Genomic DNA, 21,294 nt, shown 5'->3' on the forward strand with positions numbered 1-21,294 from the left:
CGAACTTTCATGGAGAGCACGGCATGACGAATGTGTTGGTACGCATGTGGCACGCTTCCGGCCGTTTGACCCGCGTCTTGGCGCTGGCGGCGGCGAGCGCCTTCCTGCTGGGGACGCCGGTGACGGCGCAGGCCCCGGCCACCGAGCCCGCGGTGGTGACTGCGGCCCCTGACGCCCAGGTCGCGGCGCCCGAGACGCAGGCGGCACCGGAGCATCGACCGGGAGGGGAAGCCAACCTCAAGGTCCCCGATCTTTCGACCGAGACGTTTCTCGGCGGCATCGACGGCAAGACGCTCCTGCTCAGCGGGATCGTGGTGTCGGTGCTCGGCCTCCTCTTCGGCCTGGCGATCTATCGACAGCTGCAGGGCATGGCGGTCCACAAGTCGATGCTCGAAGTCTCCGAGCTCATTTACGAGACCTGCAAGACGTACCTGATCACGCAGGGGAAGTTCATCCTCCTGCTCTGGCTCTTCATCGGGGCCGTGATCGTGCTGTACTTCAAGGTGCTGGTCGGCTTTCCGTGGGACCGCGTCCTGATCATCCTCGCCTTCTCGCTCATCGGCATCGCCGGGAGCTACGGCGTGGCGTGGTTCGGCATTCGCGTGAACACCTTCGCCAACTCGCGCACCGCCTTCGCGGCGCTGAAGGGGAAGCCCTACCCGTGCTACGCGATTCCGCTCAAGGCCGGCATGTCGATCGGCATGATGCTCATCTCGGTCGAGCTGCTGCTGATGCTCATGATCCTGCTCTTCATCCCGGGTGACTACGCGGGCCCCTGCTTCATCGGCTTTGCCATCGGCGAGTCGCTGGGGGCGGCGGCGCTACGTATCGCCGGCGGCATCTTCACCAAGATCGCCGACATCGGCGCCGACCTGATGAAGATCGTCTTCAAGATCAAGGAAGACGACGCCCGCAACCCTGGCGTGATCGCGGACTGCACCGGCGACAACGCCGGTGACTCGGTGGGTCCCTCGGCCGACGGCTTCGAGACCTACGGCGTCACGGGTGTGGCGCTCATCTCGTTCATCCTGCTCGCCGTGCGCGACCCGGCCGTGCAGGTCCAGCTGCTCGTCTGGATCTTCATGATGCGCGTCATGATGGTCGTGGCGTCGGGGCTTTCGTACTTCATCAACGAAGCGATCGCCAAGTCGCAGTCTGCCGATGCGCCGCACATGAACTTCGAGGCGCCGCTGACGCGCCTCGTGTGGCTCACGTCGATCGTGTCGGTCGTGATCACCTACATCGCGTCGTATCTCCTCATCCCGACGCTCGGTGATGGGACGCTCTGGTGGAAGCTGGCGACGATCATCACCTGCGGTACGCTCGCCGGCGCCATCATTCCGGAGCTGGTCAAGGTCTTCACCTCCACCGAGTCGCGGCACGTGCGGGAAGTCGTCACCGCATCACGCGAAGGCGGACCGTCGCTCAACATCCTGGCCGGGCTCATCGCCGGTAACTTCTCGGCGTACTGGTTGGGCATGGCGATCATGGGGCTGATGGCGGCCGGCTACTACGTGAGCGACATGGGCGTCGGCGATCTGATGATGGCCCCCGCCGTCTTCGCCTTCGGCCTCGTCGCCTTCGGCTTCCTGGGCATGGGTCCGGTGACGATCGCGGTCGACTCGTACGGCCCGGTCACGGACAACGCGCAGTCGGTCTACGAACTCTCGACCATCGAGCAGCTCCCCGGCATCGAAGCCGAGGTGCAGCGCGACTTCGGCTTCAAGCCGCAGTTCGAGAAGGCCAAGGACTTCCTCGAGGAGAACGACGGGGCGGGGAACACCTTCAAGGCCACGGCCAAGCCGGTGCTCATCGGGACGGCTGTCGTGGGCGCCACGACGATGATCTTCTCGATCGTCGTCTCGCTCACCGAAGGGCTCAAGCCCGAGTACCTCGCCAACCTGTCGCTGCTGCACCCGCCGTTCCTGCTGGGGCTGATCTCGGGCGGCGCGGTGATCTACTGGTTCACCGGCGCGTCGATGCAGGCGGTGTCGACCGGCGCCTATCGCGCGGTGGAGTTCATCAAGAACAACATCAAGCTCGACGGCAACGCGACCAAGGCGTCGGTGGAGGACTCCAAGAAGGTCGTGGAGATCTGCACCGTGTACGCCCAGAAGGGGATGTTCAACATCTTCGTCACCGTCTTCTTCTCGACGCTCGCGTTCGCGTTCGTCGAGCCGTACTTCTTCATCGGCTACCTGGTCTCCATCGCGCTGTTCGGGCTCTACCAGGCCATCTTCATGGCCAACGCCGGTGGCGCCTGGGACAACGCCAAGAAGATCGTGGAGACGGAGTTGAAGGCGAAGGGGACGCCGCTGCACGATGCCACCGTCGTCGGTGACACGGTCGGTGATCCGTTCAAGGACACGTCGTCGGTCGCGCTCAACCCGGTCATCAAGTTCACCACGCTCTTCGGCCTGCTGGCGGTGGAGTTGGCGGTGAGCCTGTCCAACAAGAACGGGACCGGTCTCACGCACTCGCTGGCGGCGGTCTTCTTCCTGATCAGCGCGTACTTCGTGTACCGCTCGTTCTACGGCATGCGGATCGAGTCGTCTGGCAGCCCCGCGGCCAAGGCGTAAGACTCGTTGACGACCGCGGGGTTTCGGGGAGCAGGATCTCCGGAACCCCGCGGTCGGCGTTTCCCCCTCCGTCCCTGAGTCGATGTCCCCTCCCACGTCCATCTTCGCGAAGAAGTCCGTCGCCGATTGCGAGGCCGAGGTCTCGCTCGGCGGAGGGCTCAAGCGCCATCTCACCAAGTGGCACCTGACGGCACTTGGCGTCGGCGCCACGATCGGAGCCGGCATCTTCGCCACCACCGGTACCGCCATCGTCGGTGACGCCGCGCGCCCGGGCGCCGGCCCGGCGATCGTCTTCTCCTTCCTCCTCACCGCCATCGCCTGCGGCTTTGCGGCGCTCTGCTACGCCGAGTTTGCCGCGATGGTTCCGATCGCAGGGTCGGCATACACGTACGCCTATGCCGCCATCGGCGAGTTTGTCGCCTGGATCATCGGCTGGGACCTGATCGTCGAGTACGCGGTGGGCAACATCGGCGTCGCGATCGGATGGTCGGGGCACTTCCGCGAGCTCATCTCGCACTTCGGCATGCAGCTGCCGGCGTGGTTGGCCACCGACTACCGCACCGCGCACGATGCCTTCAACGCGGTCGCGGCCGGCTCCACCGACGCGTCGATGCAGTACCTGGGCTCGGCGTGGAGCAACGCGCCGCACCTGCTTGGCCTCCCGGTGATCATGAACCTCCCGGCGGCGCTCGTCGTCTTCTGCATCACGACAGTGCTCGTCATCGGGATCAAGGAATCGGCCAACACCAATAACGCGATGGTGATCCTCAAGATCGGGATCATCGTCTTCTTCCTGGCCATCGGCGTCTTCCTCATCAAGCCGGACAACTGGACCAACGCGGCCAACGGCGGCTTTGCCCCCAACGGCTTCAAGGGGATCAGCGCTGCGGCGGCGATCATCTTCTTCAGCTACATCGGCTTTGACGCGGTGTCGACCGCGGCCGAGGAGGCGAAGAACCCGGCCAAGGACATGCCGTTCGGGATCATCATGTCGCTGATCATCTGCACGGTGCTCTACGTGGCCCTCTCGATCGTGATGACCGGGATGGCGCCGTGGAAGCAGCTCGGGACCCCCGAGCCGATGATCACCGCGCTGCAGTATGCCAGCGGGCCGCCGGCGTTGCTCACCTTCTCGCGCTTCATCATCGCGTTAGGCGCGGTGATCGCGATGGGCTCGGTCCTGCTCGTCTTCCAGCTCGGACAGCCGCGCATCTTCTATTCGATGGCGCGCGACGGCCTGCTCCCGCCGATCATGGCCAAGGTGCACCCCAAGTTCCGCACCCCGTACGTGGGGACGATCATGACCGGAACGTTCGTCGCCACCTTCGCCGCCTTCGCCAACATCGCCGAGGTGGTGGACCTCACGAACATCGGGACGCTGTTTGCGTTCGTTCTCGTGTCGGCCGGCGTGATCTTCCTGCGCAAGTCCGATCCCGACCGCGTGCGACCGTTTCGCGTGCCCGGCGTTCCATTCACGCCGCTGATCTCGATCGCCGCTTGCCTGTACCTGATGATGCAGCTTCCAGCCGTGACATGGATCCGCTTCGGCATCTGGCTCGCCGTCGGCCTCGTCTTCTACTTCATGTACGGCTATCGCCACTCGGTGCTGCGCACCGGCAAGCGCCCGCACATTGAACCCGTGAAGGGCGGGGGACACTAGCACCTACCGGCAGCGAAGGCACCGCGACACGCGTTGTCACTCGTCTTCTCGTCTTCTCGTCTTCCCGTCTTCTCCAATTCGAATGTCTCAAGCGACGCACCTGCAGGACGCGACGCCCGCCAAGAAGGGCGGCTTGACGTTGACCCACTGGATCCTCCTCTCGATGGTGCTGGGGATCCTCGTGGGGACCTTCCTCCCGGACATCGGCAAGGAACTGAAGCCGATCTCCAACATCTTCCTGCGGATGATCAAGTCGCTGATCGTCCCGCTCCTCTTCAGCACGTTGGTGATCGGCATCGCCGGTCACGGCGACGACATGAAGAAGGTCGGGCGGTTGGCGCTGCGTTCGATCATCTACTTCGAGGTGGTCACGACGCTCGCGCTGATCGTCGGCCTCGTCGCGGTGAACTGGATTCGCCCCGGTGACGGCATCACCCTCGAGGGGGCGACGGCCGAGACCGGGGAGAAGTTCGCCTCGACCAAGGTGACGTGGGGGGGCGTCCTCGAGCACACCGTCCCGCAGAGCTTCTTCGAGGCGGCGGCCACCAACGAAGTGCTGCAGGTCGTCTTCTTCTCCATCCTCTTTGCCGTGGCGCTCGCCCGCGTGAAGGGGGAGCCCAAGAAGATCATGCTCAGCGTCCTCGAGTCGTTGAGCGAGGTGATGTTCAAGTTCGTGGGGCTGGTGATGTCCTTCGCCCCCTTCGGCATCGGGGCGGCGATCGCGGTTACGGTCTCGAACAGCGGGTTGGGGGTCCTCAAGAACCTGGGCATCCTCGTCCTCACGCTGTACGGGGCGCTGATCGTCTTCATCCTGCTCGTGCTCGTCCCGATCCTCGTGATGTTCCGCATCCCGCTCAAGGAGTTCATCGCGACGGTGCGCGAGCCGGCGCTGATCGCCTTCTCGACGGCGTCATCCGAGGCGGCCCTGCCGCAGGCGATGCAGGCGATGGAGAAGTTCGGCGTGCCACGCCGCATCGTCGCCTTCGTGATGCCCACGGGCTACTCGTTCAACCTCGACGGGAGCACGCTCTACCTCGCGCTGGCCTCGATCTTCGTGGCGCAGGCGGCGGGGATCGACATGCCGCTCAGCCAGCAGATCCTGATGATGCTGACGCTGATGCTCACGTCGAAGGGGGTCGCCGCGGTGCCGCGTGCCTCGCTCGTGATCCTGTCGGGGGCGCTCGCCTCGTTTGGCCTCCCGCTGCAAGGAGTCGCCGTCATCCTCGGCGTCGACGCGCTCATGGACATGGCCCGCACGTCGGTCAACCTTGTCGGCAACTGTCTCGCGACGGCGGTGATGGCCAAGTGGGAAGGGGAGTTCCGCAAGGAGTCGCTCCCCGAGATGGCACGCATCGAAGGCGATACGCTGCACGTGCCGTCGGCGTAGCCGAGCGCGCCGCGTCGCGCGGCATCGGGCGTCGGTCCTTCGGGATCGGCGCCCGATTTGCGTGCGGGCCGGCGTACCGCGCGCCAACGGCGATCCGTCAACCGCGCGCCGCGTCGACGTCCCGGGCAACGCCTCACGCGTTCCGGCGCGCCGCGTCGACGTCCCGGGCAACGCCGCACGCGTTCCGGCGCGCCAGGTCGACGTCCCGCGCGACGCCGCACGCGTTCCGGCGCGCCAGGTCGACGTCCCGCGCGACGCCGCACGCGTTCCGGCGCGCTAGGTCGACGTCCCGCGCGACGCCGCACGCGTTCCGGCGCGCTAGGTCGACGTCCCGCGCGACGCCGCGCGCGTTTCGGCGCGCCAGGTCGACGTCCCGCGCGACGCCGCGCGCGTTTCGGCGCGCCAGGTCGACGTCCCGCGCGACGCCGCACGCGTTCGACGCGCCCGGTCGACGTCCCGCGCGACGCCGCACGCGTTCCGACTCGCCGTCGGCCGGGGGGGCGGCGCGGCCCGTACGTCGACGTGTCGGTTGACGCCGCACCGTTCCGGCGCGCCACGTCGACGTCCCGAGCGACACCGCACGCGTTCCGACTCGCCTCGTCGAAGTTCCGGGCGCCGCTGCACGCGTTCCGACGAAATACGTCGACGTTTCGGTTGACGCCGTACACGTTCCGGCGCGCCACGTCGACGTCCCGAGCGACACCGCACGCGTTCCGACTCGCCTCGTCGAAGTTCCGGGCGCCGCTGCACGCGTTCCGACGAAACACGTCGACGTTTCGGTTGACGCTGCACGCGTTCCGGCGCGCCACGTCGACGTCCCGAGCGACACCGCACGCGCTCCGACTCGCCACGTCGAAGGCCCGGGCGCCGCTGCACGCGTTCCGACGAAACACGTCGACGTTTCGGTTGACGCTGCACGCGTTCCGGCGCGCCACGTCGAAGTTCCGGGCGCTGCGGCACCCGTTCCGGCGTATCGCGTCGACGCGTCGGGCGACGCGGTTCACGGTTCGACGAAATACGTCGACGTTACGCGCAGGTGCGCCCAGCGTTCGCGAGACCTCGCCGACGTCGCGGCATTGTTTGTCGATCTCCTCGGGGCAACGCTGGGAGCTCGGACCAACCTGGGACCGTCGCCGCGTGCGAAAGCGGGGCCAGTCGCCCGGTTACCGCGCTGCGCGCTCCGCCAGGATGCGCTGCCGCTCCTGCCACACAGCCACCACTCCCGGGATGATCGAGAGGATGATGATGGCCAGGACCACGAGGGAGAAGTTGTCCTTCACCACCGGGATGTTGCCGAAGAAGTAGCCGGCAAAGAGCATCAGCCCCACCCACGCCACGCCACCGCTGATGTTGTACGCCGCGAACCGCTGGTACGACATGGTACCGGCGCCCGCGACGAATGGGGCAAAGGTGCGGATGATCGGGACAAACCGGGCGAGGATGATCGTCTTCCCGCCGTGTCGCTCGTAGAACTCGTGCGTGCGCTGGATGTGTTCCTTCTTGACGAGGGGCAGCCGCCCCGCGGCCGCCTGCGCCCCCAGCCTGGACCCCAGCCAGTAGTTCACTGCGTCGCCCAGGATGGCGCAGACCGTCAGGAGGACGAAGAGGGCCACGATGCTCAGCGACCCGGTCGCGGCGGCCAGCGCCCCCGTGGCGAAGAGGAGCGAATCGCCTGGGAGGAATGGGGTTACGACCAGCCCGGTCTCGCAGAAGATGATGAGCGCCAGCACCACATACGTCCACACGCCCGCCCAGCTCACGAGCGTGGCGAGGTGGGCGTCCAGGTGCAGGACGTAGTCGACGAACGTATGGATCAGGTCCATGAGACTGGGAAAGGGGGAGACGCCGGTCTCTGTGCAAGCCTCAGGCCGCGGGAGACGATTCGCTGGCCGGTCGAGCATCGCGGGGACCGGGCGGGGGAGGGGGACGCCGCGCCCTCCCCGCCGGCCCGTCCGGGCCCCGCATCAGTTCGTGGTGGCCCCGAGCAGGCGAAGGGCACCGCGCACGGCGCCACGCACCGGGACCAGTTCCTCCTCCCGCAGCTGGGCCCCCGGGACCGCCGTCTTGAGGCGGTGCACCATGCGCTTGCGCAGGAGCGTCCCCTTGGCCAGCAGCCCGCCGCCTAACGCCAACGGCACCGCAGCCCGCTCGTCGCCAAAGAGCTGGCGCGCCAGGGTGCGGGCGTGGAGCACGAGCTCCTCGACCGCGAGCGTCACCAGCGAGTTGGCGCGCAGGTCCCCCCCTTGAGCCACGCTCAGGACGACCGGGGCGAGCGTGGCGAGCGTCGCCGGCGTGGCAGCAGCCCCCCACGCCACGAGGTCGGCCACCTCATTCACCTCGGCGGCCGTCAGCACCGCCCCCGTGAGCTGTGTCTCGGGTTCGCGCCCGTCGAACGATGCGGTGACGATGCTCAACGCCCGGCGACCGATCCAGGCGCCACTCCCTTCGTCGCCGCAGTTGGGACCCCAGCCGCCGCAGCGGGCGAAGGCCCCGGCGGGGCCTCGGCCATACCCTACCGATCCGGTGCCGCTGATCACCAGCAGCCCCGGCCCATCGCCAAAGGCGTCGTCGAGCGCGATCATGGCGTCGGGATGCACGGCCACGTCCTCGGCCAGATCCCGGCTCATGAGCGCCTGCCAGAGGGCGTCGCGCTCCGCGTCGCGCCCCGCGCCGGCCACGCCGACGCAGAGCACCTTGGGGACCACGTGGGTCATGTCGCAGGCCGCGAGCGCGTCCTTGATGGTCGCCGCGATCATATCGGCCGACTTCTCGGCTTCCCCGGGGCGCACCGCGCTCGGGCCGCCTTCGACCGTGACGATCTCCTTCCCGGTCTCGTCGGCGACCATCACGCGCGTGCGCGAGCCGCCGCCGTCGACGCCTACGACGATCGCAGTCATGCCCCCCCCTTGGACGGAGTGGACATCGAGGGCGGAACGACGGCGGGATGAGTGAGCGACGACAGCATGCCGGTGAGGAACGTGATGGTGGTGCCGATGAGGACGTACCAAGGCCAGGCGATGGCGCCCAGCGGGCCAAGGGACTCGGCGAGCGAAGGATAAGCGGCCGAGAGCTGCTTTGCGAAGACCACGAACGTCATCGACAGGATTCCCACGGCCATCCCCGTGATCGCGTCGCGCTGGTTGGCGCGCCGCCAGCCGAGCCCGAGCGCAAAGGCGCCTAACAAGCCGCCGTAGGTGAAGGAGGCGATCGAGAGGGCGACCACGACCACCGGCGTTCCCTGGTTCTTGTAGAGGAGCGCGCCGCCGATCAGGATCACCGCCCAGCCGAGCGTGAAGAGCTTTCCCGCGCGATACACGGCAGGGTCGTCGGCCTTGCGCCCGCTCAGCGGCAGGTAGATGTCGTGTGTCGTGGCGGCGGCCAGTGAGTTGAGCGAGCCCGACACGGTGCTCATCGCGGCCGCGAGGATGGCCGCGACCACCAGACCGGTCATGCCCGGCGGCATCACCTCGATGATGAACGTCGGAAAGATCTCGTCGGGCTTGGCGAACGTGCGCGCGTCGTAGTACGCGTAGAGCCCCACCCCGATGAAGAGGAAGAGGAGGAACTGCCCCAGCACCGCGAAGCCGCTGCCGATGAGTGAACGACGGGCATCGCGCAGGTTGTTGGACGCCAGGAGCCGCTGCACGATGAGCTGGTCCGCACCATGGCTCGCCATCGACAGGAAGCCGCCGCCGATCACGCCGGCCCACAGCGTGTGTGGCTTGCTCACGTCGGTGGAGAGGTCGATGACGCGCAGCTTGCCTTCGGCGCCGGCGCGCGAGAGGATGGCCGACCACCCCCCGTCGACGCCATCGCCGATGAGGTAGAGCGCCGCAAACCCGCCCGCCAGATACACGCCGGTCTGCAGCACGTCGGTCCACACCACCGCTCGCATCCCGCCCTCGTACGTGTAGACCAGGGTGAACGCGCCCAGGATGAGGATCGAGACTGGCGTGACGTATTCCACCGGGATCGACGGCCCGAGAATCAGCGCGACCGGGATCGCCGTCGCGAACACGCGCACCGAGTCGCCAAAGGCGCGGGTCACCATGAAGGTGATGGACGCGAAGCGTCGCGTTGCCAGGCCAAAGCGACGTTCGAGCAGTGCATACGCCGTGACCAGCTCTCCCTGGAAGTATCGCGGCAACAGGACATACGACACGATGATGCGTCCGACGATGTAGCCGAACACCACCTGCAGGAACGAGAAGTCGCCGAGGTACGCGAGACCGGGGATCGAGATGAAGGTGAGAGCGCTCGTCTCGGTGGCCACGACCGAGAAGAGGATCGCCCACCAGGGGATCGCCTGGGACGCGACGAAGTAGTCACGGGCGCTCTTTTGCCCGCGGCCGAGCCAGACGCCTAACGCCGTGGTCCCGCCCATGTAGGCGACCAGCACGACGATGTCGAGGACGGTGAAGCTTCCCATTATGCCGCCCCCTTACACGACGACATACGCCTCCATGGCGAAGTACTCAGCCAGCCCGAGCCGGTCGAGCAGTGCGGCAGTGTCCTTGTTCCGGGCCTCGACGCGCTGCCAGAATTCGCGGTCGTCCTGGCCGGGGAAGGGGGCCGAGTCCTTCTGCGACTGGTGCTTGAAGATCGCCTGGATCTTGAGGCGCAGTTCGTCCTGCGAGATCGGGACGAGCCAGGTCGCATCGGTGATCGGCCACTCCTGCCACGCGCCGCGGTAGAGCCATACCTCGGGAGTCGGCTTCCCCTCGGCGCGCAGCGCGTCGAGCGCCCCCTCGATCGCTTCCTTGCACATCCGGTGCGTGCCATGCGGGTCGGAGAGGTCGCCTGCCACGAAGATGATCTCCGGGCGCGTCTCTTCGATCGCTGCCTTCACGATCGCCACGTCGGCCGGGCCGATCGGGTCCTTGCGCACCTTCCCGGTCTGATAGAAGGGCAGGTTGAGGAAGCGCGCCGCACTGCTCTGCATCCCAAGCGTCTCGATCCCCGAGATCGCCTCCGACTCGCGAATGATGCGCTTGATGTCCTGCACCTCGGGCGTATCGACGTCGCCCGGGTGCTTGGCGTCGAGAAAGCCGTACACTCGGTCGCGCATCGCCCCGATCGCCGCCACGTCGAGCTGGCGGTCGTGGGCGAGGCGCACGAGGAAGTCGACGTAGCGCCGGACGTCATGGTCGAAGACGGCGATGTTGCCGCTCGTCATGTAGGCGACCGTGATGGCGTTGTCGTTGAGGACCAGCTTGCGCAGGATCCCGCCCATCGAGATCACGTCGTCGTCGGGATGCGGCGAGAAGCAGAGGATGCGCGTCTCTTCCGGCAGCTTCGACCGCCCCTTGATCTTCGCGCCTAACGCGTTGAAGACGTGCCCGTTCACCTCGCCGGCGCTCCCGAACTTGGCCACCAGCGAGGAGAGGTGGTGCTCGGCATAGTCGCGCTGCGTCAGCTTGAGGATCGCCTTGCCCTCCTTGAGCGACAGCCAGACCACCGCGCGGATCGTGAGCCCCTCGGTCCAGGTGACCTCGTCCAGCAGCCACGGCGTGGCGATGCGCGTGAGGTCGGCGGCCGCGGCGCGGTCGATGTAGAAGCGGGTGGCCGGGTGACGCTGCAGGAACGTCGCCGCCACGTCGACGGCGATGTCGCCTTCCACGGCGCGGCGCACGATCGCCGACTTGTGCTCACCGGTCGCCAGGATCGCGATCTCGCGCGCGTCGAGGATGGAGGCCACGCCCATCGTCAGCGCTTCGCGCGGGACGTTGTCCTCGCCGAAGAAATCGGCCGCCGCGTCGCGCCGCGTGATCATGTCGAGCGTCACCAGGCGGGTGCGGCTCTCGGCGCCCGACCCGGGCTCGTTGAAGCCGATGTGCCCCGTCTTGCCGATGCCGAGGATCTGGAAGTCGATCCCCCCGGCGTCACGGATCGCCACCTCGTAGTCGCGGACGTGCGCCTCGACCGCCGCCCGCGGGATGTCGCCGCGCGGGATGTGCACGTTCTCGGCCTCGATGTCGATCTGCGAGAACAGGTTCTCCCACATGTACCGGTGGTAGGAGTGCACGTTGTCCGGCGCCATCGGGTAGTACTCATCCAGGTTGAACGTCACCACGTGGCGGAAGGAGAGCCCTTCCTCGCGGTGCAACCGGATCAGTTCGCGGTAGACGCCGATCGGCGTGGAGCCGGTCGCGAGGCCGAGGACGCACCGTTGCCCCGAGGCCGCGCGGTCGCGGACGAGCGTGGCGATGCGCGCCGCCACGAGCCGGGCGATGTCCTCGTGCTCGTCGACGACGATGGTGGGGATGCGCTCACGCGAATGGGCGTCGCCGGCGGGGGAATGCGAAAGCCCGCGATTCGTCGACAACGGATCGCGGGCCTCGTCGTGCGCGGCGGCGCCCGGCGTGGTGGTCACGCCAGGAGCCGGGAGAGTCATGGTTCGTTAGGCAGAGAAGGAACTACCGCAGCCGCAGCCGCCGGTGGCGTTCGGGTTCTTGAAGGTGAAGCCCGAACCCTGCATCGACGAAACGTAGTCGATGATCACCTGATTGATGTACTGCGCCGAGAAGGGATCCACGAACATCCGGAATCCCTCGTGCTGGACGATGTAGTCGTCTTCCGCCGCCTGGTCCTCGATGAGCAGCCCGTACTTGAAGCCGCTGCATCCCCCAGGCTGGACGCTCACGCGGAGCCCGCCGACATCCGCCGAGACACCCTCGGCATCCATGAAACGCTTGACCTCGACCGCGGCGACCGGGGTCACGGTAACGACGATATCGGGGTGGACGTTGGTGCTCACGATTGCCTCCATTTGCGATAGGTCGCGAATTGCGACTGGAATGGTCGTTAATCTAGCGGCCGCTCCCCGGGCATTCAAGCAAGGTCGCGTTCTCCGCGCACCCTTGGAGCGCCCCCATCACCGCGTCGGCGACCGCGATCCGCACCCCCCCGATCTTCCGGTTTTCGCGCGTGGGGTTCACCCGGTTGGTCAACAGGATCACGAAGACATCGTTGGCCGGGTCGACCCAGAACGAGGTGCCGGTGAAGCCGGTATGCCCGAACGCCGCGGCCGACATCCGTCGCCCCGCCGAGTTGGACCCGTTCGGCTTCTCCCACCCCAGCGCACGGTTGGAGAGCGGGGAGTCGGGCCGAGACGTGAAGCGGGCGATGGTCGCCGAGTCGAGGACCTGCACGCCATCGAGACGCCCGTGATTGAGGTACATCCGGGCCAGGCGGGAGAGATCAGCGGCCGAGGAGAAGAGCCCGGCGTGTGCCGAGATCCCGCCGAGGGCAAAGGCATTTTCGTCGTGCACCTCCCCGCGCAGGTGACGCTGGCGCCACGGGTCCACCTCGGTCGGGGCGATGCGGGCGCGCAGCGACGCGGCCGGGCGCCACGCGGTCTCGCGCATGCCTAACGGGCGAAAGACGTTGCGCGTGACAAACTCGTTGAACGGCGTCCCCGACACCCGCGTCACGACCTGCCCGGCGAGAATCGCCCCCAGGTCGCTGTACACCATCCGGGCGCCGGGCACCGTGTCGAGCGGCGTGGCGAAGACGAGGGCGAGCGCCTGCGCCGGCGAGGTGGCCTCCTTGTACAACGGACGCCACGAGGGGAGCCCCGATGAGTGCGACAGCAGGTGGCGCACCGTGACCTTCTCCTTCCCGGCCCCCGTCCACTCCGGGAGGTAGCGCTGGACCGGCGCGTCAAGGTCGATCATGCCGTCCTGCACGAGGCGCAACACCCCCGACGTCATCCCGACCACCTTGGTGAGCGAGGCGAGGTCCCACAGCGTGCGTTCGTTAGGCACCGCCGGATCGGCCGCGTCCAGCGTCCCGACCGCCGACTGCGCGAGGATCCCCGCTCGACTGCCGACCAGCGCGACCGCTCCGGGAAAGGCGCTGTCGCGGATGGCCTGCTGCAGCACGCGATCCAGCCGCCCCTGGAGCACGGCGAGGTCAATGCCGCGCGCGGTCGCCACCGAGGCGCTGACGCGCGGGAGCGGCGCCGCCGCAGGCCCCTGACCGGGCAGTCGGCAGGCGGTCGCCGCGAGCACCGACAGCGCCGTCAGGACCGTCCGGTGACGACGCCGGCGCGGGAACGACGGAGCCTGGACGAGCGAATGCGAAGGGGCGGGCGACGGCGAACGGGGCATGGCACGTGTGATGGAAGGTGTTGCGCGAACGGTCGTGCCTCGGCACCTTCGCCCGCAAGAGCGCGCGTCGCCGAGACCGCGTGTCATCGTCTCCTGCCCCGATCCTCGATGCGCCGATTCCTCTGCTTGGCGATGCTGACCCTCGTTCCGCTCGCGGCGTGCGCCCGTCAGGTCACGCTCCAGTCGACCCCCGCCGCCGCCGTCGAGGTCTCGCTCAAGGTCACCAACCGCACCACCCAGGCCATCACGATCTTCGTCCTGGCCGGCGGGACCGAACAGCAGCTCAAGGTCGTCGCGGCCAATGCGACGGAACTGATCCCCGTCCCCGGGGTGACTGGAGGAAGCACGGTGCGCCTGCGCGCCGCACTCGCCGACGGCTCGCGTTCGTACACGCGCGATGGGGTCGTACTCACCGGTGTCTTCGAGTGGCAAGTGCCGTAGTCGCAGGGTTGTAAGTGCCTGCGGACAGGCGTACTTTCAGTGGCTCGGATCATACCGGGCCCGTCCGGTTTTCTGACCGCGTCCCGCCCTAGGCGAACCGCTCGCCATCCCTATCCGCCCCGCATGAAGAGTCTCTGGGAAGCGATCATTCGCGGTTACCTCAAGGTGATCGCCCCCGTGGCGGACTGGATGGTTCGGAAGCGCATCAACCCCAACACCATCACCACGGTTGGGACGATCTGCTCGGTGATTGCGGGTGCCATCTTTGCGGCTGGCCACATTCGGACCGCGGGATGGGTGCTGGGGCTCACGGCGCTCTTTGATGTCCTCGATGGCACCGTGGCTCGGCGCACTGGGCGTTCGACCGTGTTCGGCGCGTTCTACGATTCCACGCTCGACCGCGTCGCGGATGGCGCCCTGCTTGGCGGGCTCACGATCTTCTTCGCCCGCAACGACGTCCATCAGGCCATCCCGCACAGCATGGGGACGCCGATGGTCGCCGTGCTGATCCTCGGGAGCATCGGAACGTTCCTCACGTCGTACACGCGTGCGCGTGCCGAGTCGCTCGGCATCGACGCGAAGGTCGGGATACTGCAGCGCCCCGAACGCGTGACGCTCCTTTCCGCGCCGCAGGCCTTCTTCGGTCTCGCCCTCAACGGGTGGGTCCTGATCACGATCTGCGTCCTGCTCTCGGTGACCGCATGGATCACCGCTGTACAACGCATTCTCTACGTTTACCGCGTGACGAACACCCCGGCGCTCGACGCCGAGGTGGCCCCGTCCGCCCCCGTCGCGCCGGCTGCCGGCGCTGAGGCTCGCCGTCCCGCGCCAGCGGGACAGGGCGCCCGCTAATTCGCCTATTCAGGAGAACTGTCCGTGCAGGGTTCGTCTGCTTCTACGCCCCGCGTCGCCGTCCGTCCGGCCACCGGTAAGCTTGGCATCCTGACCCCGGGGCTCGGGGCCGTCGCGACCACCTTCATCGCGGGCGTCGAAAGCGTCCGGCGCGGGCTGAGCCAGCCAATTGGTTCGCTCACGCAGATGGCGACCGTTCGCCTCGGCAAGCGCACGGAGCATCGCGCGCCGCTCATCAAGGACTTCGTCCCGCTCACGCCGCTCCAGGACATCGTCTTCGGCGCGTGGGACCCCATTCCGGATGATGCGTACACCGCCGCCAAGAAGGCGGGTGTGCTCGACGACAAGGATCTCGAGCCGCTCAAGGACTTCCTCTCGTCCATCGTCCCGATGCCGGCCGTCTTCGAGTCGCGGTACGTCACGCGCCTCACGAACACGACCAACGTCAAGACGGGCAAGACCAAGCGCGACCTCGCCGAACAGCTGCGCCAGGACATTCGCGACTTCAAGGCGAAGAACGGGTGTGAGCGCGTCGTCGCCGTCTGGTGCGCCTCCACGGAGACCTTCATCAAGCCGGGGCCGCAGCATGCGACCATCGAGCAGTTCGAACGCGCGATGGAAGCGAACGACGATGCCATAGCGCCGGCGATGCTGTACGCGTGGGCCTGCATCATGGAGGACGTCCCGTACTGCAACGGCGCCCCCAACCTCGCGGTCGATACCCCGGCGCTGCTGGAGCTGGCCAACCGGCGCGGCGTCCCGATCTCGGGCAAGGACTTCAAGACCGGGCAGACCTGGATGAAGACCGTCATTGCCCCCGGCATCAAGGCGCGCATGCTTGGCCTGGCGGGATGGTACTCCACCAACATCCTCGGCAACCGCGACGGTGAAGTGCTCGACGATCCTGCGTCGTTCAAGACGAAGGAGGAGTCGAAGCTGTCGGTGCTCCACACCATCCTGCAGCCCGAGCAGTACCCGGCGCTGTACAAGGACTTCTCACACGTCGTGCGCATCAACTACTACCCGCCGCGCGGCGACAACAAGGAAGGGTGGGACAACATCGACATCTTCGGGTGGATGGGCTACCCGATGCAGATCAAGGTGAACTTCCTGTGCCGCGACTCGATCCTGGCGGCGCCGATGGTCCTCGACCTCGCGCTCCTCTCCGACTTCGCGCACCGCGCGGGGATGAAGGGGATCCAGGAGTGGCTCTCGTTCTACTACAAGAGCCCGATGGCCGCGCCAGGGCTGCAGCCCGAGCACGACCTGTTCATCCAGCAGACCAAGCTCAAGAACACGCTGCGTCACCTGATGGGTGAAGAGCAGATCACGCACCTTGGCCTCGAATACTACGCCTCATGATCCGACGGCTCCGGCTCGCGCTGGCAGCGAGCGTCCTGGCGTTGGGCGCGGTCGCATGCGGCCCAACCGGCCCGCAACCGCAGGTCCGCCTCTTCACGGACGACTACTCGATTGCCATTTCGTTCGAGCCGGCGCCGCCGTGTGCGCTGGAGCAGGTCGAGTTCAAGGTCGTGGTGCGCGATGCCAAGACGGGTGAGCCGATCGAGGGGGGCGAAGGGCGCATCTTCGCCACCAATGAGGATCGCAAGAGCGTGGACAATGGGCTCACGCCGGGGAAGGAACTCGGCACGTACTACAGCAAGCTGATGTTCGTGAATGCCGGGACCTGGGCCATCGGCTTCCAGTTCCGGCGCGACTCCACCCAGCGCCTGCAGCGGGCCAACGACTGGATGCAGGAGATCCTGTCCGAGGCACCGCCGGGGCAGCCGTGCAACAAGTGACGACATGCGCCATTTCTTCCGCACACACCTGACGCCGGCCGAGGTCATCGACTCGGCCGATGCCTACTTCGCAGCCCTCGGCCTCAAGACCCTGTCGTCGACGTCGCGCGGCCGCGTCTTCCAGGGCGTCGTCGGGACCCCCGAGGTGCCGGCCCGACTCAAGCTGAGCGCTAAGCCCGAAGGCGGGCACTACACCTTTGTGGAAGTGCACACCGACCAGATGGGGGAGAGCCGCCTCGATCGCAACGTGAAGCGGTTCTTCGTGCAGCTGCGCAATCAGGACGATCCGCGCCATACGCTCGAGGCGGCGTACTGAATGGCGGCACGGAAGAAGACGGCAGGCGGGACGCGGGAGCCGGACGGGAGCCACAGGGCGATTCGCACGATCGCGCCCGCAGCGCCGCCCCCCGGCCCTCGGCCCTCTGATCACCTCTCCCGTGCGCAGCAGCTCGAGCTGTACTACTGGATGCGGCTCACGCGTACGCTGGAGGAGCGGCTGGTCGCGCTCTATCGCCAGACCAAGGTCGTGGGCGGGCTCTTTCGCTCGTTAGGGCAGGAAGCGGATGCCGTCGGCTCGACGTTCGCCCTGGAGCGCCGGGACGTCATGTCCCCGCTCATCCGCAACATGGGCTCGATGCTGGTGAAGGGGGCCACCCCGCTCGAGATCCTGCGCCAGTACATGGCCAAGGGCGACTCCCCCACGCGGGGGCGCGAACTCAACATCCACTTCGGCGACCTCGATCGCGGCTTCATCGGCCAGATCTCGCCGCTGGGCGACATGGTCCCCGTGATGGCGGGGGTCACGCTGTCGTTCAAGCTGCGCGGTGAGGATCGCGTGGGGCTCGTCTACGTGGGTGATGGCGCCACGTCGACCGGGGCCTTTCACGAGGGGATCAACTTCGCCGCGGTGCAGCGGTGCCCGCTCGTCGTCGTGGTCGAGAGCAACCAGTACGCGTACTCCACCCCGTCGTGGAAGCAGACCGCGGCGAAGCAGATGGTCGACAAGGGCCCGGGCTACGGCGTGGCGACCGAGCAGGCCGACGGCAACGACGTCCTGGCGGTCTACGACGTCACCAAGCGCGCCGTCGATCGCGCGCGCGCCGGCGGGGGAGTCACCCTGGTCGAGCTGATCACCTATCGCCGCAAGGGACACGCGGAGCACGACAACCAATCGTACGTCCCCGAGGGAGAGATGGAGTGGTGGGCGGCCAACAACGACCCCATCGACCGCTACCTGGCCGTGCTGCGTGAGTCGTTAGGCTTCGCCGAGGCGGAGATCGCCGCCACCGATGCGCGGGTGCGCACCGTGGTCGACGAAGCGACCGAAGTCGCCGAGGCCTCGCCCTTTCCCGAGCCGCTCGATTGCCTCACGGGGATCTACGCCGACCCGCCGGCGGAGACGCCCCTCTGGTTCCGGGAGGGGACGCGCGCCGCGGTCGAGCGGAACGAACGCGCCGAAGGGTGGGGGACGTGGAATGCCGGCGCCGACGAGGCGACGCAATGAGCGAGATCACGTATCTCGAGGCGATCCGCCAGGCGCTCTTCGATGAGATGGAGCGAGACCCGAGCGTCTTCTGCATCGGCGAGGACATCGGCGCCTTCGGTGGGGCGTTCAAGGTGACCGAGGGGCTCCTCGCCAAGTACGGCGAATCGCGCGTGATCGACTCGCCCATCTCCGAGATCGGGATCGTCGGCGCGGCCGCTGGGGCGGCGCACATGGGGTTGCGTCCGGTGGTCGAGATGCAGTTCATCGACTTCATCGCCAACGCCTACGACATCCTCACCAACTACGTGGCTACCGCGCGCTATCGCGCCTTCCTGCCGTGCCCGATGGTGGTGCGCGGCCCGAGTGGCGGCTACGTCCGAGGTGGTCCCTTCCACTCGCAGAATCCGGAAGCCGGCTTCATCCACACGCCGGGGCTCAAGGTCGTCTACCCGTCGACCGTCGCGGACGCCTACGGCCTGATGAAGGCCGCCATTCGCGACGACGACTGCGTCCTCTTCTTCGAGCACAAGCACCTGTATCGCCGTATCAAGGGGGTGCTCCCCGAGGGCGACGGCGTGGTCCCGATCGGCAAGGCGCGCGTGGCGCGTGAGGGGGGCGACCTTTCGATCATCACGTATGCCGCCGCGGTGCACAAGTCGCTGGAGGCGGCCGAGCAACTGCAGCAGGAAGACGGGATCTCGGTGGAGGTCGTCGACCTGCGCTCCCTCGCGCCGCTCGACGACGAGGCGATCGTGGCCACGGTGAAGAAGACGAACCGCGTCCTGATCGTCCATGAGGATACGAGGACCGGAGGGCTGGCGGGCGAACTGACGGCGCGGATCAACGAGTCGTGCTTCGCCTGGCTCGACGCCCCGGTGATGCGGGTGACGGCGCACGACGTCCCACTCCCGTACGCACCGGCGCTCGAGGACTATGTTCTTCCACAGGCCAGCGACGTCGTGCGTGCGGCGCGCTGGGTGGCGAGGTATTGATGGCTGACGAAGCGCGTGGGACGGGCGAGAATCGGGAGGACCAGGGGGCACGTGAGGCCGGCTGGTCGGGCGGGGGAGGGCCGCGACGCACGCCGTCGCAGCAGGAGAACGACGAAGCCGTCGCCTTCGGGCGGAAGTTCGGACTCGGGTGCTTCACGTTCATCGTGGGGGGCTTCAGCGGCGGAATGGTGGCAGTGCTGATCGGGCAGGTGGTGGCCTACCTCAGCAAGGCGCCCAAGTGCGAAGGACTCCCGGTGTGCAACTGGTATGTGTATGTCGGGATCGGCGGGATCTTGGGGGCGCTGTCGCTCCCGACGCTGGTCCTGATGCGGCTGTCGAGGAAGCGTTAGGCGACCCACCCGCGGTGCCTCGGCACCGCATGTTCAAGCTCGGCGTACCTGCGCCGTGAACCGCTCGGCGCTTGGCGCCGTGAACTGCACGGCGTTTTGGCGCCGCGAACCGTCATAGACGAGAGGGAGATCCTTTGGCTCGCATCGACGTGGTGATGCCCCAGATGGGGGAATCGATCGCCGAGGGGACGATGTCCCGCTGGCTCAAGAAGATCGGCGACAGCGTGAAGCGCGATGAACCGTTGTTCGAGATCTCGACCGACAAGGTCGACGCCGAGATTCCGTCGCCGTCGGCCGGCATTCTCGTCGAGGTCCTCGTGAATGACGGTCAGACCGTCCCCGTGCAGACGGTGGTGGCGCGCCTCGAGACCGACGCGAGCGTGGCCGCGGCGATTCCCGCCGCGGCGATGCCGAGCGCCCCGGCGGCGGCGAGCGCGGCGGGGGCGCCCCCCGCTATCGAATCTGTTGCCGCCCCGGCCGCCGCGCCCAACCAGCCGGTTGCGCCCCCCATCGTTCCCGCGGCACCGGCGCTCCCGACGACCCCTGCCGCCGCACCCGGCTCCTTCGAGGATCGCATCCGCACCAAGTCCTCGCCGCTGGTGCGGAAGATCGCGGCGGAACACGGCATCCAGATCACCGGACTCCAGGGTTCCGGAGTGGCTGGCCGCGTGACCAAGAAGGACATCCTGCAGGCCATCGAGTCTGGTGTGACCGCCCCGGCGGCCCCCTCCGCGCCGGCGGCGCCGACCGCGTCCGCGCCGATCGCCGCCCTCCCCGGGGCGTCCATGTACGCCCCCGGCGGATTCGGCTTCGACGCGCCGGTCGTGCACCCGTGGCCCGGCGACGTCGTGGAACCGATGTCCAAGATCCGCCGCCTCACGGCGGGCCACATGGTGTACTCCAAGCACACCTCGGCCCACGTCACCACGTTTTTCGAGGTCGACCTCACGAAGGTGGCGCGCATTCGCCAGCGCATGCGTGGCGAGTTCGAGGCGCAATACGGCGAGAAGCTGACCTTCCTCCCGTTCATCACGCAGGCGGTGGTGCAGGGGCTGCGCAAGTTCCCGGTCCTCAACGCCGCGGTGCGCGGCACCGACATCGTCTTCCGCAAGCAGTACAACATCGGGATTGCCGTGGCGCTCGAGTGGGGGTTGATCGTCCCGGTCGTCAAGCAGGCCGATTCGCTGTCGCTCGTTGGACTCACGCGCGGCATCAACGACCTTGCGAATCGCGCCCGCGCCAAGAAGCTTCGACCGGAGGACGTGCAGGATGCGTCGTTCACCATCACCAACCCCGGCGTCTTCGGGTCGGTCATGGGAACGCCGGTCATCCCGCAGCCCACGGTGGCGATCCTGTGCCTCGGGAGCATCGAGAAGCGTCCCAAGGTCATCACCGGCCCCGACGGCGAGGATACGATCGCGATTCGCACCTGTGCGTACTTTTCGCTGTCGTTCGACCATCGCATCGTCGATGGGTCGGACGCCGACCAGTACATGGCGTTCGTCAAGAAACAGCTCGAGACGATCCCGGACACGGGCTTCTAGCCACGGCGCGCGACCGCAGGGTGGTCGCGCGATCAACCCACGGGGCGCCGCCGGGCGACGCGTCGCCCGGCCGCCAGCACTTGGAGCATC

The 21,294-nt window shown here is 67.5% G+C and carries 19 protein-coding genes; 13 read left to right on the top strand and 6 right to left on the bottom strand.

Translation table 11 applies throughout. The features are described from left to right. Positions 1 to 44: 44 nt before the first annotated feature. The 4 genes from IPN47_01705 to IPN47_01720 all read left to right on the top strand — a co-directional run bounded on the left by IPN47_01705 (position 45) and on the right by IPN47_01720 (position 5,906). The gene (locus tag IPN47_01705) at positions 45 to 2,579 is read left to right on the top strand and encodes a sodium-translocating pyrophosphatase (protein MBK9406763.1); all 2,535 of its coding nucleotides are present in this window, start codon (positions 45 to 47) and stop codon (positions 2,577 to 2,579) included. Between the two features lie 82 nt (positions 2,580 to 2,661). Further along, a complete protein-coding gene (locus IPN47_01710; GenBank protein ID MBK9406764.1) occupies positions 2,662 to 4,239 on the top strand; it encodes an amino acid permease in 1,578 nt (525 codons plus the stop codon). 82 nt (positions 4,240 to 4,321) lie between these two features. Then, a complete protein-coding gene (locus IPN47_01715) occupies positions 4,322 to 5,626 on the top strand; it encodes a cation:dicarboxylase symporter family transporter (GenBank protein ID MBK9406765.1) in 1,305 nt (434 codons plus the stop codon). A 61-nt stretch (positions 5,627 to 5,687) separates the two neighbouring features. Further along, positions 5,688 to 5,906: a hypothetical protein gene (locus tag IPN47_01720; protein ID MBK9406766.1), complete on the top strand. Its 219-nt coding sequence runs from the start codon at positions 5,688 to 5,690 to the stop codon at positions 5,904 to 5,906. Positions 5,907 to 6,789: 883 nt separating this feature from the next. Here IPN47_01720 and IPN47_01725 read toward each other — a convergent pair. The 6 genes from IPN47_01725 to IPN47_01750 form a co-directional block, all read right to left on the bottom strand. Next, positions 6,790 to 7,449 (bottom strand): DedA family protein, encoded by a 660-nt coding sequence (locus IPN47_01725; protein MBK9406767.1) that lies wholly within the window; start codon positions 7,447 to 7,449, stop codon positions 6,790 to 6,792. Between the two features lie 141 nt (positions 7,450 to 7,590). Continuing rightward, on the bottom strand, positions 7,591 to 8,523 hold the full coding sequence (locus tag IPN47_01730) for a hypothetical protein (protein ID MBK9406768.1): 933 nt from the start codon (positions 8,521 to 8,523) through the stop codon (positions 7,591 to 7,593). Then, positions 8,520 to 10,055, bottom strand: coding sequence for a sodium/solute symporter (locus IPN47_01735; GenBank protein MBK9406769.1), 1,536 nt, complete (start codon positions 10,053 to 10,055; stop codon positions 8,520 to 8,522). Before IPN47_01735 ends, IPN47_01730 begins: the two co-directional genes overlap by 4 nt. Before the next feature lie 12 nt (positions 10,056 to 10,067). Beyond that, positions 10,068 to 12,020 carry a glucosamine-6-phosphate deaminase gene (gene nagB / locus IPN47_01740; GenBank protein ID MBK9406770.1) on the bottom strand — a complete coding sequence of 651 codons (1,953 nt, stop codon included), beginning with the start codon at positions 12,018 to 12,020 and terminating at the stop codon, positions 10,068 to 10,070. A 6-nt stretch (positions 12,021 to 12,026) separates the two neighbouring features. Next, complete coding sequence (locus IPN47_01745) at positions 12,027 to 12,395, bottom strand: iron-sulfur cluster assembly accessory protein (protein ID MBK9406771.1); 369 nt, start codon at positions 12,393 to 12,395, stop codon at positions 12,027 to 12,029. 40 nt (positions 12,396 to 12,435) lie between these two features. Next, positions 12,436 to 13,737 carry a beta-lactamase family protein gene (locus IPN47_01750; protein MBK9406772.1) on the bottom strand — a complete coding sequence of 434 codons (1,302 nt, stop codon included), beginning with the start codon at positions 13,735 to 13,737 and terminating at the stop codon, positions 12,436 to 12,438. A 108-nt stretch (positions 13,738 to 13,845) separates the two neighbouring features. Between IPN47_01750 and IPN47_01755 the strand changes: the two genes are divergently transcribed. The 9 genes from IPN47_01755 (at position 13,846) to IPN47_01795 (ending at position 21,204) form a co-directional block, all read left to right on the top strand. Further along, a complete protein-coding gene (locus IPN47_01755) occupies positions 13,846 to 14,178 on the top strand; it encodes a hypothetical protein (protein ID MBK9406773.1) in 333 nt (110 codons plus the stop codon). 123 nt (positions 14,179 to 14,301) lie between these two features. Continuing rightward, entirely contained in the window at positions 14,302 to 15,030 is a 729-nt protein-coding gene (locus tag IPN47_01760; GenBank protein MBK9406774.1) for a CDP-alcohol phosphatidyltransferase family protein, read from the top strand. A gap of 90 nt (positions 15,031 to 15,120) precedes the next feature. Beyond that, on the top strand, positions 15,121 to 16,392 hold the full coding sequence (locus tag IPN47_01765) for an inositol-3-phosphate synthase (protein ID MBK9406775.1): 1,272 nt from the start codon (positions 15,121 to 15,123) through the stop codon (positions 16,390 to 16,392). Further along, positions 16,389 to 16,832: a hypothetical protein gene (locus tag IPN47_01770; GenBank protein MBK9406776.1), complete on the top strand. Its 444-nt coding sequence runs from the start codon at positions 16,389 to 16,391 to the stop codon at positions 16,830 to 16,832. The genes IPN47_01765 and IPN47_01770 overlap by 4 nt, the downstream gene beginning before the upstream one ends. A 4-nt stretch (positions 16,833 to 16,836) precedes the next feature. Next, on the top strand, positions 16,837 to 17,148 hold the full coding sequence (locus IPN47_01775; protein MBK9406777.1) for a hypothetical protein: 312 nt from the start codon (positions 16,837 to 16,839) through the stop codon (positions 17,146 to 17,148). Further along, entirely contained in the window at positions 17,149 to 18,336 is a 1,188-nt protein-coding gene (locus IPN47_01780; GenBank protein MBK9406778.1) for a thiamine pyrophosphate-dependent dehydrogenase E1 component subunit alpha, read from the top strand. Next, positions 18,333 to 19,310 (top strand): alpha-ketoacid dehydrogenase subunit beta, encoded by a 978-nt coding sequence (locus IPN47_01785; protein ID MBK9406779.1) that lies wholly within the window; start codon positions 18,333 to 18,335, stop codon positions 19,308 to 19,310. Before IPN47_01780 ends, IPN47_01785 begins: the two co-directional genes overlap by 4 nt. Beyond that, entirely contained in the window at positions 19,310 to 19,660 is a 351-nt protein-coding gene (locus IPN47_01790) for a hypothetical protein (GenBank protein MBK9406780.1), read from the top strand. The genes IPN47_01785 and IPN47_01790 overlap by 1 nt, the downstream gene beginning before the upstream one ends. 155 nt (positions 19,661 to 19,815) lie before the next feature. Continuing rightward, the gene (locus IPN47_01795; protein MBK9406781.1) at positions 19,816 to 21,204 is read left to right on the top strand and encodes a 2-oxo acid dehydrogenase subunit E2; all 1,389 of its coding nucleotides are present in this window, start codon (positions 19,816 to 19,818) and stop codon (positions 21,202 to 21,204) included. The last annotated feature ends 90 nt before the right edge of the window (positions 21,205 to 21,294 follow it).

The organism is Gemmatimonadota bacterium (assembly GCA_016719105.1).
Taxonomy (GTDB): domain Bacteria; phylum Gemmatimonadota; class Gemmatimonadetes; order Gemmatimonadales; family Gemmatimonadaceae; genus SCN-70-22.

Coding starts and splice junctions, on each gene's coding strand:
- IPN47_01795 (MBK9406781.1), top strand. CDS start 19,816: ATGCCCCAGATGGGGGAATCGATCGCCGAGGGGACGATGTCCCGCTGG.
- IPN47_01760 (MBK9406774.1), top strand. CDS start 14,302: ATGAAGAGTCTCTGGGAAGCGATCATTCGCGGTTACCTCAAGGTGATC.
- IPN47_01725 (MBK9406767.1), bottom strand. CDS start 7,449: ATGGACCTGATCCATACGTTCGTCGACTACGTCCTGCACCTGGACGCC.
- IPN47_01705 (MBK9406763.1), top strand. CDS start 45: ATGTGGCACGCTTCCGGCCGTTTGACCCGCGTCTTGGCGCTGGCGGCG.
- IPN47_01730 (MBK9406768.1), bottom strand. CDS start 8,523: ATGACTGCGATCGTCGTAGGCGTCGACGGCGGCGGCTCGCGCACGCGC.
- IPN47_01715 (MBK9406765.1), top strand. CDS start 4,322: ATGTCTCAAGCGACGCACCTGCAGGACGCGACGCCCGCCAAGAAGGGC.
- nagB (MBK9406770.1), bottom strand. CDS start 12,020: ATGACTCTCCCGGCTCCTGGCGTGACCACCACGCCGGGCGCCGCCGCG.
- IPN47_01780 (MBK9406778.1), top strand. CDS start 17,149: ATGGCGGCACGGAAGAAGACGGCAGGCGGGACGCGGGAGCCGGACGGG.
- IPN47_01710 (MBK9406764.1), top strand. CDS start 2,662: ATGTCCCCTCCCACGTCCATCTTCGCGAAGAAGTCCGTCGCCGATTGC.
- IPN47_01770 (MBK9406776.1), top strand. CDS start 16,389: ATGATCCGACGGCTCCGGCTCGCGCTGGCAGCGAGCGTCCTGGCGTTG.
- IPN47_01775 (MBK9406777.1), top strand. CDS start 16,837: ATGCGCCATTTCTTCCGCACACACCTGACGCCGGCCGAGGTCATCGAC.
- IPN47_01785 (MBK9406779.1), top strand. CDS start 18,333: ATGAGCGAGATCACGTATCTCGAGGCGATCCGCCAGGCGCTCTTCGAT.
- IPN47_01790 (MBK9406780.1), top strand. CDS start 19,310: ATGGCTGACGAAGCGCGTGGGACGGGCGAGAATCGGGAGGACCAGGGG.
- IPN47_01755 (MBK9406773.1), top strand. CDS start 13,846: ATGCGCCGATTCCTCTGCTTGGCGATGCTGACCCTCGTTCCGCTCGCG.
- IPN47_01735 (MBK9406769.1), bottom strand. CDS start 10,055: ATGGGAAGCTTCACCGTCCTCGACATCGTCGTGCTGGTCGCCTACATG.
- IPN47_01750 (MBK9406772.1), bottom strand. CDS start 13,737: ATGCCCCGTTCGCCGTCGCCCGCCCCTTCGCATTCGCTCGTCCAGGCT.
- IPN47_01745 (MBK9406771.1), bottom strand. CDS start 12,395: ATGGAGGCAATCGTGAGCACCAACGTCCACCCCGATATCGTCGTTACC.